This is a genomic window from Actinomadura physcomitrii, assembly GCF_008923205.2.
GTDB lineage: Bacteria > Actinomycetota > Actinomycetes > Streptosporangiales > Streptosporangiaceae > Spirillospora > Spirillospora physcomitrii.
On record NZ_WBMS02000020.1, the window covers coordinates 144,696 to 158,619 of the forward strand.

At 71.5% G+C, this 13,924-nt stretch carries 12 protein-coding genes and 1 pseudogene; 8 read left to right on the top strand and 5 right to left on the bottom strand.

Annotated elements, in window-relative coordinates; genetic code table 11:
- Nucleotides 1-2 precede the first annotated feature (2 nt).
- The 4 genes from F8568_RS25160 to F8568_RS25175 are packed head-to-tail and all read right to left on the bottom strand — an operon-like array spanning nucleotide 3 to nucleotide 4,550.
- Nucleotides 3-914: an ABC transporter permease gene (locus F8568_RS25160; protein ID WP_151596155.1), complete on the bottom strand. Its 912-nt coding sequence runs from the start codon at nucleotides 912-914 to the stop codon at nucleotides 3-5.
- On the bottom strand, nucleotides 911-1,840 hold the full coding sequence (locus tag F8568_RS25165; protein WP_151596156.1) for an ABC transporter permease: 930 nt from the start codon (nucleotides 1,838-1,840) through the stop codon (nucleotides 911-913). The genes F8568_RS25160 and F8568_RS25165 overlap by 4 nt, the downstream gene beginning before the upstream one ends.
- Nucleotides 1,840-3,456, bottom strand: a complete 1,617-nt coding sequence (locus tag F8568_RS25170; RefSeq protein WP_160573755.1) for an FAD-dependent oxidoreductase — start codon at nucleotides 3,454-3,456, stop codon at nucleotides 1,840-1,842. Before F8568_RS25170 ends, F8568_RS25165 begins: the two co-directional genes overlap by 1 nt.
- Complete coding sequence (locus F8568_RS25175) at nucleotides 3,453-4,550, bottom strand: LacI family DNA-binding transcriptional regulator (RefSeq protein WP_151596157.1); 1,098 nt, start codon at nucleotides 4,548-4,550, stop codon at nucleotides 3,453-3,455. The genes F8568_RS25170 and F8568_RS25175 overlap by 4 nt, the downstream gene beginning before the upstream one ends.
- Nucleotides 4,551-4,930: 380 nt before the next feature.
- Between F8568_RS25175 and F8568_RS25180 the strand changes: the two genes are divergently transcribed.
- From F8568_RS25180 to F8568_RS25205, 7 genes and pseudogenes are all read left to right on the top strand, one after another.
- Nucleotides 4,931-6,652, top strand: a complete 1,722-nt coding sequence (locus F8568_RS25180; RefSeq protein WP_151596158.1) for an exo-alpha-sialidase — start codon at nucleotides 4,931-4,933, stop codon at nucleotides 6,650-6,652.
- A 323-nt stretch (nucleotides 6,653-6,975) separates the two neighbouring features.
- Complete coding sequence (locus tag F8568_RS25185; RefSeq protein ID WP_151596159.1) at nucleotides 6,976-7,905, top strand: dihydrodipicolinate synthase family protein; 930 nt, start codon at nucleotides 6,976-6,978, stop codon at nucleotides 7,903-7,905.
- A gap of 179 nt (nucleotides 7,906-8,084) precedes the next feature.
- Nucleotides 8,085-8,912, top strand: a complete 828-nt coding sequence (locus F8568_RS25190) for a mycofactocin-coupled SDR family oxidoreductase (protein WP_151596160.1) — start codon at nucleotides 8,085-8,087, stop codon at nucleotides 8,910-8,912.
- A gap of 91 nt (nucleotides 8,913-9,003) precedes the next feature.
- Nucleotides 9,004-10,215 (top strand): NAD(P)/FAD-dependent oxidoreductase, encoded by a 1,212-nt coding sequence (locus F8568_RS25195; RefSeq protein WP_202125316.1) that lies wholly within the window; start codon nucleotides 9,004-9,006, stop codon nucleotides 10,213-10,215.
- 120 nt (nucleotides 10,216-10,335) lie between these two features.
- A pseudogene (locus tag F8568_RS51130) lies at nucleotides 10,336-10,623 on the top strand (alcohol dehydrogenase catalytic domain-containing protein); the annotation flags it as partial.
- Nucleotides 10,624-10,777: 154 nt separating this feature from the next.
- On the top strand, nucleotides 10,778-11,368 hold the full coding sequence (locus F8568_RS47015) for a zinc-binding dehydrogenase (RefSeq protein ID WP_202125317.1): 591 nt from the start codon (nucleotides 10,778-10,780) through the stop codon (nucleotides 11,366-11,368).
- Between the two features lie 28 nt (nucleotides 11,369-11,396).
- A complete protein-coding gene (locus tag F8568_RS25205) occupies nucleotides 11,397-12,614 on the top strand; it encodes a cytochrome P450 (RefSeq protein WP_151596161.1) in 1,218 nt (405 codons plus the stop codon).
- Between the two features lie 294 nt (nucleotides 12,615-12,908).
- Here the strand turns inward: F8568_RS25205 and F8568_RS47020 are convergent, their stop codons facing one another.
- Nucleotides 12,909-13,607, bottom strand: coding sequence for an SDR family NAD(P)-dependent oxidoreductase (locus F8568_RS47020; RefSeq protein ID WP_202125318.1), 699 nt, complete (start codon nucleotides 13,605-13,607; stop codon nucleotides 12,909-12,911).
- A 201-nt stretch (nucleotides 13,608-13,808) separates the two neighbouring features.
- Between F8568_RS47020 and F8568_RS25215 the strand changes: the two genes are divergently transcribed.
- Nucleotides 13,809-13,924, top strand: a 116-nt coding sequence (locus F8568_RS25215; protein ID WP_151596162.1) for an SDR family NAD(P)-dependent oxidoreductase, incomplete at its 3' end; no start/stop codon positions are given.

Genomic DNA, 13,924 nt, shown 5'->3' on the forward strand with positions numbered 1-13,924 from the left:
TGCTACGGCCGGGAGCGGTTGCCGGCCGGATCGGTGATCCGGTCGCCGACGATGCCGATGGCCACGACCAGCACGGCCAGCAGGACGCCGGGGAGGGTGGATATCCACCAGGCGGTGTTGAGGTGGTCCTGACCGCTCGCGATGGTCTGGCCCCAGGACGCGGTCGACGGCGGCAGCCCGACGCCGAGGAAGCTGAGCCCGGCCTCGCTCACGATGATCAGGGAGAACTCGATGGTGGTGATCGCGACCGCCGGCCCGAGCACGAAGGGCAGCACGTGCCGGCCGATGATCCGCCACCACGGCACGCCGAGCACGCGCGCGGCCAGCACCCAGTCGCGTTCGCGCAGCGACAGCGCCGAGGCGCGGGCCACCCGGGCGAACGGGATCCAGCGGGTCACCGCGAGCGCGAAGACCACGTTGGTCAGCGTGTGCCCGAACAGCCCGGCGATGACGATGGCGAGCAGGATCGGCGGGAACGCCAGCTGGACGTCGATCACGCGCATGATCACCGCGTCGGCGGCGCCGCGGACGTATCCGCTGGCCAGGCCGACGACGACCCCGAAGACGCCGGCCGCCAGCACGGCGCACAGCCCGACGATCATCGACGTGCGGGCTCCGGCGATGAGCTGCGCGACCATGTCGCGGCCGAGGCCGTCGGTGCCCAGCCACGCGGTTCCGCCCGCGGCGGTGCGGGCGCCGGGGGCCAGCAGCCGGTCCTTGAGGTTCGAACTCACCGGGTCGTAGGGGTCGAGCACCGGCCCGAGCGCCGCGATCAGCACGTACCCGGCGATGATCGCCAGAGCCAGCCACCGGCCGGCGCGGCCCGTCCCGTTGCGGATCCGTCCGAGGACGGCGGCGTAGCCGCGCGGGCCCGCCGCGTCCGCGGCCGCCTTGTCGGTCAGGGTGGTGGTCATGCTCGGCCTCCCGTCCGGATGCGCGGGTCCAGCCGCAGGTAGAGAAGGTCGACGCACAGGTTGAGCACGACGACGATGCCGGCGATGAGCAGCGCCGCCGCCTGCACCACGTTGTAGTCGCGGTTGTTGACGGCGGTGACGAGCAGCGACCCGATGCCGGGCCAGGAGTAGACGTTCTCGACCACGACATCGCCGCCGATGAGCGCGCCGATCTGCAGGCCCACCACGGTCACGACGGGCAGCAGCGAGTTGCCGAGGATGTGCCCGAACAGGACCCGGCGCTCCGGAATTCCCTTGGAACGGGCCGTCCGCACGTACGCCTCGGCGGTGGACGCGGCCACCGCGCTGCGGGTCAGCCTCGCCACGATCGCGGTGAAGGGCATGGCCAGCGACACCGCGGGCAGCACGAGATGGTCGATGCCGCCTGCGCCGGAACTCGGCAGCAGTCCCCATGTCCCGGCGAACAGCAGGATGAACATGATGCCGACCCAGAAGTTGGGGATCGCCTGCAGACCGAGCGTCGCCGCCGAGATGAGGCGGTCACGGAAGCGGCCGGGCCGCTGCCCGGCGTACGCGCCCAGTGGAAGCCCGACGACGAGGGCGAGCACGGTGGCCGCCAGGATCAGCTGCAGCGTCGCCGCCGTCTCGTGGAGCACGGCCGTCATGGCGGGCTGGGACAGGGTGGTGGAGTCGCCGAAGTCCAGCCGCGCCGCGTCGCCGAGGTAGTGCCAGTACTGCACGAAGAGCGGATCGTTGAGGCCCATCGACTGGCGCACGGCGGCGAGCTGCTCATGCGTCGCCGTGGCGCCGACCAGCACCGTGGCCGGGTCACCGGGAGCCACGCGCACGAGCAGGAACATCAGGGTGACCGCGCCCCAGAGCACGAGCACGCCGATGCCGATCCGCTTGGCGATGAGGCGGCCCATCAGAAGCCCCTGACCTCGGGCCAATGCAGTTCGACACCGTCGGCCGCGAGTTCGGCCTGCAGGGCGGCGACGCGCCGCGGATCGGCGGCGACCGCGTGCGGCGTCGTGCGGCCGGCCAGGCAGTGGGCGGCCAGCGACCCGGCGGCCTCGCCGATGTTCCACTCCACCGGGTGCAGGCGGTAGCAGCCGTTGGTGATGTGGGTCGTGCCGATGTTCTTCCCGGCCGGCAGCAGGTTCGTCATCCGCTGCGGCACCAGGGCGCGCAGCGGGATCTGGAAGGGGCTGGAGCCCACGTCGATGTAGGTGTCACCGCCGGTCGAGGGATGCAGGTCGATCCGGTACATGCCGATGCCGACCGAGTCCGGATAGCGCACCGCCCCGGCGTCTCCGCGCACGGCGAGCGAGAGGTCCTGCTCGACGATCGTGTACTGGGCGCGGATGCGGCGGGCCTCCCGCACGTACGGGCGCTTGGCCATCCCGTCCGCGGTGCCCAGCACGTCGCCGCGCGGCTTCAGGCCCGGCCACCCGGTCCCGCCGTCCAGCCGCGGCGCCTCGGTCTGCAGCCAGTAGAGCATGCTCAGGCTCAGCTGCCGGGCCGCCTCCAGATGCTGCTCGACCTGCTCGGCGGGCGGCCCGATGATCGGCGCGTCGAAGTAGTCGATCATCGGCCAGTTGATCAGGCTGATGTCGGAGTCGGCGAATCCGGCCGGGTACAGGCGGCGGGAGAAGATGCGGCGGAAGGCCCACAGCTCGCGGTCGCCCGGGTCCTTGCTCTGATCGGCGGTGACCGGAGCGTCGGTGATGGGGGCGTCGGGCTGGAACAGCCGGGTGGAGGTCTCCAGCGTCCGCGGCTCGGGCGCCGTCAGGCTGAGCAGCGGCGCGGGCCACACCGGCGGGTGGTACGAACGCCAGTACCCGTACTGCTCGGGCTTGTCGATGACGTGGTCCTCGCCGGCGCGGTACTCGACCGCGAGGCAGTGCGAGATGGCTTGCATGTTGTCCGGCTGCGCGGCCTCGGGCGCGTGGGGTTCGCCGGTCTCGGCCGCCGACTCGAAGCCGGTCACGTGCTCGACGCCGGCCATCGGCAGCAGGTCGCCGAGTTCCGTGGCGTCCAGCACGTAGTCGGCGGTCACGTGCACGTCGTCCCCGTCCGCACCGCGGAGGGTCGCGCCGTGCACCCGGTCGCCGTCGGTGTCGACCGCGACCGGCGTGTGCTCCAGCAGCAGCACCAGCCGCCCGCTCGACCGGTAGGGAGCGATCATCGCTTCCAGCACCGCGACCGCGACGCGCGGCTCGTGGCACAACGCCGACACGCGTCCTTCGCCGGGGTTCAGATACCGCTGGCCACGGGCCTTCTCGGTCAGCGGGTAGTGCGAGCGGTAGTAGTCGCGGATGCCGTCGCGCAGGCGCCGGTAGCTCGCCGTGGCGCCGAACTGCTCGATCCACGGGTGCTCGTCCGGCGGTACACCCTGGGTGGTGAGCTGCCCGCCGATCCAGTCGGTCTCCTCGGTGAGCACCGCGCGCAAGCCGCGCCGCAGCACCGCCAGCGCGGCCGCGACGCCGCCCAGGCCGCCGCCGACGATGAGGACGTCGGTGCGCAGGTTGTGCTCGCTCATTCGGTGATGCTCCGGTTTCTGCGTGGTTCGGGGACGGCCGCGCCGCCGGCGAGAGGGGTCTTGACAGGGCCGATGCTGGAGCCCTCGACCGGCCGGCACGCGATGCTCTCGACGTGCGGACGGGAGACGCGCTCCTCCAACTGGTCGATCAGCAACCGGGTGGCCGCGGCGCCCATCTCCCGCTTCGGCACCTGGAATCCGGACCAGTCCGTCTCGGAGCCGCGCACGCCGATGGTGTCGCCCAGCACGGCCACGCTGATGTCGGCCGGTATGGACACCGACCGCGCGGCGCACGCGGCGGCCAGCGCCTCCGCCAGGATTTGCTGCTCGACCAGGAGCGCGGTGATTCCGTGGTCCAGCGCGTCGCCGAGAACCGCACCGGCCTCGTCCACGCCCGACACGTCCCACAGCGGCGTCGCCGCCGGTCCCAGCCGCGCGGAACGGGCGGCGAGCTGGTAGCCGGCGACGCGGTCGGCGCCCGGCTGCCCCCCGCCCGCGTCCAGTCGCAGGTAGGCCAGCCGGCGGTGCCCGAGTTCCAGCAGGCGCCTGGTCACCGCGGCCGTCGCGTCGGTGTAGTCGGCGGCCACGTAGGAGAGGGCCTGCCCGGGGATCTCCCGGTGCCCGATGAAGACGAAGGGGTAGCCGAGGCGCGCCAGTTCGGCGACCTCGGCCATGTCCGGTGTGCGGCCGAGCAGCAGCGCGCCATCGGCCAGGTTGAGCCGGGACCGGCCGTCGACGAAGATCCGGCGCTGCTCCCCCGAGCTGGTGAACATCAGCAGGTCGTATCCGAGGCTCTCGGCCTCCTCCTCGATGCCGAGGAGGAACGGGAAGTAGAAGTCGTCACCGTTGAGCGGGAACACCTTCTCGAAGGTGTGGACGCCGAGCAGTTTGTTGCGCCCGCCGGCCAGCACCCGCGCGATCGGGTTGGCGACATAGCCGGTGCGCTCGATGGCGGCGCGCACCCGCTCGCGGGTGTCGTCGGTCAGCGCCTCGTCTCGCCCGTTCACGACGAGCGAGACGGTGGCCTGGCTGACGCCCGCGATGCGCGCTATCTCCGCCTGGGTCAGGCGCCCGCCGCGCGGATTGGCCGTCACTCACCCTCCACAAATGCGTATCAGCGGGCCGCATCCTGCGACCCGGTCGGGTCATCCTGAACGTGATGATCAGCCCATGTCAAGGCCCGATGGAGATCAGCTCCAGAAAATCCCTGTACTTATAGGCATTAATAGATCATCAACTTCCGATTCACACCCATTGAAGTCGACCGACGACACTACGTGATCACCGGTTTGCCTGACTCTCATGCAGCCAAACTTCGCCATCATCGCACTCCTACCTGCACTAATAGAGATTTTGCGACCGCCGAGCGAAATCGAAGGTCCACCAGCCCCTTGACACGGCTCGTTCCTCAGGAGCACAGTCGGCCAGCGCACTGTCGGCGTCACTTATTGGCATTAGCCATCGGAGAGATCGCATGGCCTCGGACCAGTCGAAGACCGCCCCGAACCTGATGAACCGCCGGTCCCTGCTCGGGCTCGCGGCCGCGGCAACGGCCGCCGCCGTCGCCGCTCCGTTCCAAGGCGCCCTGCCCGCACTCGGCTCGGCCCGGCCGCCGGCGGGCGGCTTCGCGGAGGGCCTCGTCTGGGCGCACGGCGAGAACGGTGTCCAGCTTCACCACGTGTTCGGACTGGCCGTGACGAACGCCGACACCGTGCTGGCGTTCACCGAGGCGCGCATCGACGCCCCCGACACGGGCGCGCACCACCTGGTCTACAAGCGCAGCACCGACGGCGGCGCGACATGGTCGCCCACCGCCTACATCGAGCAGAGCGCAGGCGGCCAGTCCTGGACCAACCCCGCGCCGGTCGTCGACCGCTCGACCAACGAGATCTTCTTCTTCTACGCGCTCAACGACGGCACCAACACCTCGACGCGCGTGTTCTACAGGAGCAGCGTCGACGACGGCGTGACCTTCGGCGACCGCGTCGAGATCACCTCGATGTTCGCCGGCAACCCGGCGGGATGGACCTTCCACATGCCCGGCCCGGGGCACGGTCTCCAGCTCGACGGCGGGCGCCTCATCCTGCAGGTCTGGCACCGCAAGGCCGTCAGCCTCCCGGTCGACCAGCGGACCTACGGCGTCTCGGTGATCTACAGCGACGACCACGGCGCCGGCTGGCATCTCGGCGGCACCATCCCGGTCGACCCGGCCTACCCGGTGAACGAGTCCCGGCTCCTCCAGCGCGATGACGGAGCCATCGTGATGAACGGCCGCTACGCGACTTCGGGAACCCACTCCCGCATCAGCTCGGTCTCCACCGACGGGGGCGCCAGCTGGTCCGGGCCGGTGCTCGACAAGTCGGTGCCGGCGTACTCGGCGGTCGACTCCGGCTTCGCCCGGTTCACCGGCGGCCCGTCGTCCGGCGACCGCAACCGGGTCCTGTTCAGCCGTCCCGACGACCCGTCAGCGCGGGTCAACATGACCGTCAGCGTCAGCTACGACGAGGGATACAGCTACCCGTACAGCCGGGTCGTCTACACCGGCCCCTCCTACTACTCCGATCTCGCCCGTCTGAGCGACGGGACGATCCTGCTGCTCTACGGGAAGGACGCCTACAGCACCTCTTTCCCCGACACCGTCGCAATGGCCCGGTTCACCATCGACTGGCTCACCGGCGGCGCCGACTCGCTCAAGTCCGGGCCGGGCTTCACCGAACACCGGTACGAGTGCGAGGCCATGACGATCAACGCGTCGGGCGGTGCGGCCGGCGGCGTCGTCGGCGACGCCAACGCCTCGTCCGGCGCGCTGCTGAAGTACCTCGCCACGGGCGCCGGCGACTTCGTCGAGCTGCGGTTCGACCTGCCCGCGTCCGGCACGTATCAGGTCTACGCGCGGTGGAAGCAGGCGGCTGACCGAGCGACCGTCCAAGCCTCCATCGACGGCGCCGACACCGGAGCGGCGTTCGACCCGTACGCGGGCACGGCCGAGGCCTATACGGAGTATCCGCTCGGCTCGCACACCTTCACCGCGGCGGGCGGCCATCTGATCCGCTTCACCGCCACCGGCAAGAACGCGGCGTCCACCGGCTACGGCATCTTCCCCGACTACGTGCGACTCGTCGCACCGCGAAAGCACCGGGGTGCGGCCGGCCGCCACCACCACCACCCGCATCATCGAGGCCACTCTTCGCGGTAACGGCGGTCCGATCCCCGCAGAGCACGCCGCGCGCTACCGCCATTCGGTAGCTACCGGTGCCGAGGTCGACGCAGCCTTCACCCCCCACGCTTTACACCGGCGCGCGGCCCTCAATCGAACGCTTCCCGCCGCGCAGGCACACCGGTCGGCCCTTGCCGGATCGGAGCTGTACGGCCGCACCGCCGTTGTTGCCGGGTACGGGAGCGTCGGACGGTTGCTGCACGCGGTCGGCGCCACCCTGCACGTGGCGATGCCGAACCCAACGCCGGACGCTTCGAGCGCGGCCTGCCCCTTTTCAATCTCATACTCCGGACGGACTCGCCATGAAACCGCTGCGACGCGACACCCTTCAGGGCGTATGGTGTACCGCCCTGCTGCCCATCGACGCCGACGAGGCGATCGATTACGGGCGGCTCACCGACGACCTCGACCACCTCGTGGAACTCCGGCCCCACGGCGTCTACGTCAACGGCTCCGCCGGCGAGTTCGTCACCCTGGCCGAGGACGAGTTCGACCGCATCGCCTCCCTGACGGCCGAGCGGTGCGAAGCCGCGGGGATCCCGTTCCAGATCGGCGCGAGCCATCCAAGCGGGCAGACCGCGCTGCGGTTGATAGAGCGAGCGAATACCTACGCGCCGAGCGCCATCCAGATCACGCTGCCCGATTGGCTGCCGCTGTCCGGCCACGAGACCGTGGCGGCGGTGACCCGGATGCACGACCTGGCCGCCCCCACGCCGATCGTGCTCTACAACCCCCCGCACGCCAAGACGCAGATCAGCCCGTCGCTGTACGGGACCCTCGCCGGCCGGCTGCCGCGGCTCATCGGCATCAAGGTCGCGGGCGGCGACGCCGATTGGCACGCACGGATGCGGGCGGCCGCCCCCGGTCCCGCCATCTTCGTGGCCGGTCACCGGCTCGCCCGCGAGGCGCCGCTGGGCGCCCGCGGCGCCTATTCGAACGTGGCCTGCCTCTCGCCCGCCGGGGCGCTGCGGTGGTACGACGCGATCATCGAAGACCCCGCCGCCTCGGCCGACCTGGACGTCCGCGTGCAGCGCTTCTTCACCGAAATCGTCAGACCGCTCCAGGCGCGCGGGCTCGGTGTCTCCGCCGTCGACAAGCTGCTGGCCGCCGCGGGAGGCTGGAGCAAGGCCGGGACGCGCGTGCGCTGGCCGCACGACTCCGCACCGGACGAATCGGTCCGCAAGGTCCGTACCTACGTCGCCGAGCACCTGCCCGAACTGCGGGCCGGCTAGCCGGCGACCGGACGTCCACGAAACGATGGCTCGGCTCGCGGCGGCTCTGTGGTCGCGCGGGCGGGCGGCGTATCGGATGCGAGGCGCCCGCCGCACCCCTGGACTTCAGGCACCCCTGGACTTAAGGCACCGCGCGCCATAACCTGCCCGCATCCGCTGAACTTGGTCGGGAGCTGGTCATGGGCAAGCTGGACGGCAAGGTCGCCTTCATCACCGGAGCGGCGCGGGGCCAGGGCCGCAGCCACGCGGTGGCCCTGGCGCGGGAAGGCGCCGACATCATCGCCATCGACACCACCGCGAAGGTCGGCACCGTCCCCTACCCGCTGGCCACCGCCGACGACCTGGCCGAGACGGTCCGGCTCGTCGAGGCCGCCGGGCGCAGGATCCGCGCCCAGGACGCCGACGTCCGCGACTCCCGGGCACTCGCCCGGGCCGTCGAGGCGGGCGTCAACGCGTTCGGCCGCCTGGACATCGTCCTGGCCAACGCGGGCGTCTTCACCCGTGCCCCGACGCTGGAGATGAGCGACGACACCTGGCAGGACATGATCGACATCAACCTGACCGGCGTGTGGAAGTCCCTCAAGGCGTCCGTCCCGCACATCATCGCCGGCGGGCGCGGCGGCGCCGTCGTCATCACCAGCTCCCTGGCCGCCGTCCACGCCAACGAGAGCATCGCCCACTACTCCGCCGCCAAGGCCGGGCTCGTCATGCTCATGAAGGTCATGGCCAAGGAACTCGCCCCGCACGGCATCCGGGTCAACACCGTCCACCCGACCACGGTCGCGACCGACATGGTCCTCAACGACGCCACCTACCGCCTGTTCCGGCCCGACCTGGAGAACCCGACCCGCGCCGACTTCGAGGAGGCGGCGCGCACCCTCAACCGGCTCCCGGTCGTCGCCCTCGAACCCGAGGACATCTCCAACGCCGTCCTGCACCTGGTCTCCGACGACGCCAAGTACGTCACCGGCACCACCCACGTCATCGACGCCGGCGGAGCGCTGTAAGAACGTTCGCGCCGGGCGCCCGTCCGCAACGCCCCGGGTAACGCGGGCTCTGCCAGGCTTCCCGCCCTGACCGGGTGCGGGGAGGTTCGCGATGGAAGCCGGGCGGATCATGATCGTCGGCGCGGTGCTGGGCGGGTTGCGCACCGCTGAGCGGCTGCGCCGGCTGGGGTACGACGGGCCGCTCACCTTGATCGGCGCGGAGGCCCATGAACCTTATGACCGGCCCCCGCTGTCCAAGTCGCTGCTCGTCCAGGAGGACGATCCGGAACGGGGCGTGCCGCTGCGTACCGCTCCCTATGCGGATCTCGCACTGGACATGCGGCTCGGTGTGCGGGTCACCGGCCTGGACACCGCACGTAAGACGGTCGTCCTGGACGGCGGGCGCACGCTCGATTACGGGCGACTGGTGATCGCCACCGGTCTGCGTGCCCGTACGCTGCCGGCACTGGCGGGCGCGCATGTGCTGCGGTCGCTGGACGACTGCATGGCCTTGCGGGCCGGGATGCGTGGGGCGCGGCACGTCACGGTGGTCGGCGGAGGCGTGCTCGGGTGCGAGATCGCCGCTGCCGCTCGTGCCGGTGGAACCGAGGTGACGCTGGTCGAACTGCTCGACCGGCCGATGGCGCAGGCGCTCGGTCCCCATGCGGGCGAGGTGGTCGCGGCGCTGCACCGGGATCGTGGTGTGGTCGTGCGGTGCGGCCGACGCGTCGCCGGAGCCGCCGGTGGCCGGGTGCGTTTGGACGACGGGAGTGTGCTGCCACCCGGGCCTGTGGTGGCCGCCGTGGGCGCCGTCCCCGACACCGGCTGGTTGGACGGGTCGGGCGTACGGCTGGCCGACGGGGTCGTCTGCGACCGCACGGGACGCACGTCCGCGCCTGATGCGTGGGCCGTCGGCGATGTCGCCCGCATACCTGATCCCCGGCACGGCACCGTACGGCTGGAGCATTGGACGAACGCCGCCGACACGGCCGCACTGGTGGCGCACAACCTGCTCGCACCTCCTGGTGAGAGGCGCGAGCCCGCCGGGGCGCCCTACTTCTGGAGCGACCAGTACGACGTCAAGATCCAGTGCCTCGGCCTGCCGCGTCCGGACGACGATTTCACCATCGCCGCCGGAGACCCGGGCGAGTTCAGGTTCCTGGGCCTGTACTCCGATCGCGGGACGGTCACCGGTGCCGTGGCGTTCGGCATGCCCGGTCCCCTCGCACGCTGCCGGGCCGCGGTCGCAGCGGGCGCCTCGGTCACCGACCTGCTCTCCAGCGCCCCCTGGAACCGAGCCCCTGTCAGGCCGGCGGTCCGCTAACGGGGCGGGTAACGAGGCGCGGGCGACGTTGGGCGTCCATCCCACCTCGGACGACCGGGAGCGGCCGTGGAGATCAGAGCCGGAGTGACCGCAGGGCCGGGCGCGGGCTTCGCGCCGCGTATGCTGGAGCTGGACGGCCCCCGCGAAGGCGAGGTCGTCGTCAAGGTGAAGGCGGCCGGGATATGCCACACCGACCTGCTGTGCGCGGACAGCGCCCACCCCGCGCCCGCGCCCGCGCCCGCGCCGAGCGTCTTCGGCCACGAGGGCGCGGGCGTCGTCGAGCAGGTCGGTGCCGGAGTGCGGGGGTTCGCACCGGGCGACCGCGTGCTCATGTCGTTCGACTCGTGCGGCGCGTGCGGGCGATGCCGCGGCGGTGTCCCCGCGTACTGCGACGAGTTCCAGGCGCTCAACGTCGGTGGCGGCCGCTCGGACGGCACCACCTCGCTGTCGGGGACCGACGGGCCCGTCCACTCGCACTTCTTCGGGCAGTCGTCGCCGGCCGCGCGGGCCCGGACGCTGGTGCGGCTCCCCGACGACGTCCACGTCCGAGGTCGCGGCACCGATGGCGTGCGGCGTCCAGACGGGGGCGGGGGCGGTGATCAACGTGCTGCGGGTGCGTCCCGGGGCGACCGTGGCCGTCACCGGAGCGGGCGGTGTCGGTCTCGGCGCCGTCATGGCGGCCCGCCTGGCCGGGGCCGGGCTCGTCGTGGCGGTCGACCCGGTCGCCGCCCGGCGGGCGCTCGCCCTGGAGCTGGGCGCCGACCTGGCGCTGGACCCGTCGGCCGACGACCTCGCCGGCCGGCTGGCCGCGCTGGGCGGGCTCGACCACGCGATCGACACCTCCGGGCGGCCCGAGGTGATCGCCCCCTGCTTCGAGTCGCTGCGGCCGAAGGGCGGCCTCTCGCTGATCGGCGGGCCCGCGACGCCGGCGTTCTCCTTCGACGCCTACAAGTTCTTCGACGGCCGGTACGTCTGCGGGCTCAGCATGGGCGAGGCCGTCCCGCAGGAGTTCGTGCGGACACTCATCGCCCATTGGCGCGCGGGACGGTTCCCGGTCGAACGGATCGTCTCCGCCTTCCCGCGGGACGAGATCGGCAAGGCCGTCGATGCTATGCGGCACCACCGGGTCGTCAAGCCCGTCCTGATTCCCTGACCCACTCCCCCGAAGGAGCAGGCGCATCATGGCAAGACACGTCGAGGAACTGGCACAGGAGTTCGACTACACCGACCCCGAGACCGTCGAGCGGCTGTACGAGGTGTACGCGGCGATGCGCGCCCGCTCGGGCGCCGTCCGCAGCCCGAAGTTCGGCGGCCACTGGGCCGTCACCCGGTACGACGACATCGTGGAGATCGTCAAGGACACCGACGGGTACACCAGCACCGAGGGCGCGACGATCCCCGACGTCGGCAACGTCGTCCGGTCGATCCCGCTGGAGGTCGACCCGCCCGAGCACACGCTGTACCGCCGGTTCCTGGGCCCGCGGTTCCGCAAGGCCGAGATCGACCGGATGGAGCCGAGCGTCCGGCGGATCGTCCGCGGCTGCATCGACCGGTTCCGCGCGGACGGCGAGTGCGACCTCGTCCCGGCGCTGGCCGAGCGCGTCCCGTCCATCGTGATCGCCGACCTGCTCGGCCTGCCCGAGCAGGACTGGGACGCCTTCCGCGGCTGGACGACCGATATGCAGCGCGCCGCCTACTCCGGGGACGCCGAGGCCAACGCCAAGGCGTCCCAGGCGCTGGCCGGGTACCTCAGCGACGCCATCGAGGCCCGGCGCGGCGGCGAGGACGACGGAGGGGTCCTGTACCAGCTCGCCAACGGACGCGTCGGCGATCAGCCGATCCCGCACGAGCGGGCGCTCGGCATGTCGCTGCTCATCCTGATGGCCGGCCACGAGACCACGGCGGGCGCCGCCGCGAGCATCCTGTACTACCTCGCCGACAAGCCGGACCTGCGCGACCGGCTGCGGGACGACCCCGGGCTGATCACTCCGTTCGTCAACGAGAGCCTGCGTTACGAGGCGCCCGTCACCGGGATGGCGCGGACCGCGACGTGCCCGCACATGATCGACGGCAACGAGATCCAGCCGGGCGACAAGATGCTGCTGCTGTTCACCGCGGCCAACCACGACGAGCGCGTCTACACCGACCCCGACGAGTTCAAGCTGGACCGCGCGGAACGTTCGCACCTGGCGTTCGGGTACGGCGCGCACCGCTGCCTCGGCGAGCAGCTCGCGATCCTGGAGCTGAAGGTCATCGTCTCCGAGGTGCTCGACGCGATCCCCGACTACGCGCTCGAGCCCGGGACCCGCGTCACGCACACGCCCTGGGTCGCGCGCGGCCCGGCGTCGCTGCCCGTCACGTTCACGCCGAGCCGGGTGAAGCCGGAGGAGGCACGATGAGCGATGCGTTCGTCCAGACGATCAACGGCGCGGCGGCGCCGGCCGAGCAGTTCCCGACCTCGAGCAGACCACCGAGTTCTTCCGGACGATCTGCCGGATGGGGTGTCCGAGCGCCGCGACGGCACCGTGTCCCCGACCGCCGACCACCGACCACCGGCACGCCTGGATCCGGCTCGAACGGCGTCCGCAGCCGGAGCTGATCCGCCTCGGGCCCCGGGCCCCCGGCTCAGAGCCCGAGGGAGACGTACTTGGTCTCCAGGTACTCCCCCATCACGGAGCATCGCCGCGTCGAGTTCACGCTGGGTGCCGAGGCGCCGGAGCGAGCCCGTCCCGAGGAACCGGTCCAGCGTCTCCGGCGCGAGCTCCGCGTTCATCTCGGTCGCGACGAAGCCGGGAGCGAGCGCGTTTGACGCGGATTCCGCGGCGCTCGGACCACTGGTGCGCCAGGTCGCGGGTAAGGCCGATCAGCCCGGCCTTGCTCGCGGCATAGGCGGCCCGGGGCAGGACCGACTTGACCAGCCCGAGGACGCTCGACACGTTGACGATGCTCGAGCCGCGGCCCATCTCCCGCGCGCACGCGGTCGCCATCAGGTAGGCCGCGGTGAGGTTCACATCGAGCACGCGCTGGAAATCACCGGGGAGCTCGCGCAGCGCGGGCGTGACCGAGGTGATCCCCGCGTTGTTGACCAGGGCGTCGAGTCGTCCGAACTCGTCCACGGCCGCGGCGACCGCGGCGCCGCAGGCGTCCGCGTCGGTCACGTCGGCGGGCACAACGAGGGCGCGGCGTCCGCGTTCCCGGACGCCGGCCGCCGTCTTCTCCAGTCCCTCCCGCCGCCGCGCGACGAGGGCGACGTCGGCGCCGGCCTCGGCCAGCGCCAGGGCGAAACCGGCGCCCAGGCCGCTGCTCGCGCCCGTGACGAGGGCCGCCCGGCCGTCGAGCCGGAACAGGTCGAGAACGTTCGCCGGAGCGGAGCCGGCCGATGGATCGCTCATGTCTCCTCCTTGCCGGCCGCGATTGACCGCCATGCCAGAAAACTATAGATTATAGATAAATCTGGATGGACCGAAACTTCTTCCACCCATCCAGACCCCCCACTTCCATCCGGTCGGCGGCGCATTTCCTAAAACACGGTCACGGCGTCGGCGGCCTCCGCAAAGCCGTCATCTCGGCGGCGGTTCCCATGAGGACGTGGCATGGCGAGACTCGAGAACAAGGTCGCGATCATCACCGGTGCGGGTTCGGGGCTGGGACGTGAGGCGGCCCGGCTGTTCGCCGCGGAAGGCGCCGAGGTCGTCGTGATGGACGTGCT

Excerpts from the sequence above, each read along its gene's own strand:
- F8568_RS25160 (WP_151596155.1), bottom strand. The coding sequence starts at position 914 with ATGACCACCACCCTGACCGACAAGGCGGCCGCGGACGCGGCGGGCCCG.
- F8568_RS25165 (WP_151596156.1), bottom strand. The coding sequence starts at position 1,840 with ATGGGCCGCCTCATCGCCAAGCGGATCGGCATCGGCGTGCTCGTGCTC.
- F8568_RS25170 (WP_160573755.1), bottom strand. The coding sequence starts at position 3,456 with ATGAGCGAGCACAACCTGCGCACCGACGTCCTCATCGTCGGCGGCGGC.
- F8568_RS25180 (WP_151596158.1), top strand. The coding sequence starts at position 4,931 with ATGGCCTCGGACCAGTCGAAGACCGCCCCGAACCTGATGAACCGCCGG.
- F8568_RS25185 (WP_151596159.1), top strand. The coding sequence starts at position 6,976 with ATGAAACCGCTGCGACGCGACACCCTTCAGGGCGTATGGTGTACCGCC.
- F8568_RS25190 (WP_151596160.1), top strand. The coding sequence starts at position 8,085 with ATGGGCAAGCTGGACGGCAAGGTCGCCTTCATCACCGGAGCGGCGCGG.
- F8568_RS25195 (WP_202125316.1), top strand. The coding sequence starts at position 9,004 with ATGGAAGCCGGGCGGATCATGATCGTCGGCGCGGTGCTGGGCGGGTTG.
- F8568_RS47015 (WP_202125317.1), top strand. The coding sequence starts at position 10,778 with ATGGCGTGCGGCGTCCAGACGGGGGCGGGGGCGGTGATCAACGTGCTG.
- F8568_RS25205 (WP_151596161.1), top strand. The coding sequence starts at position 11,397 with ATGGCAAGACACGTCGAGGAACTGGCACAGGAGTTCGACTACACCGAC.
- F8568_RS47020 (WP_202125318.1), bottom strand. The coding sequence starts at position 13,607 with ATGAGCGATCCATCGGCCGGCTCCGCTCCGGCGAACGTTCTCGACCTG.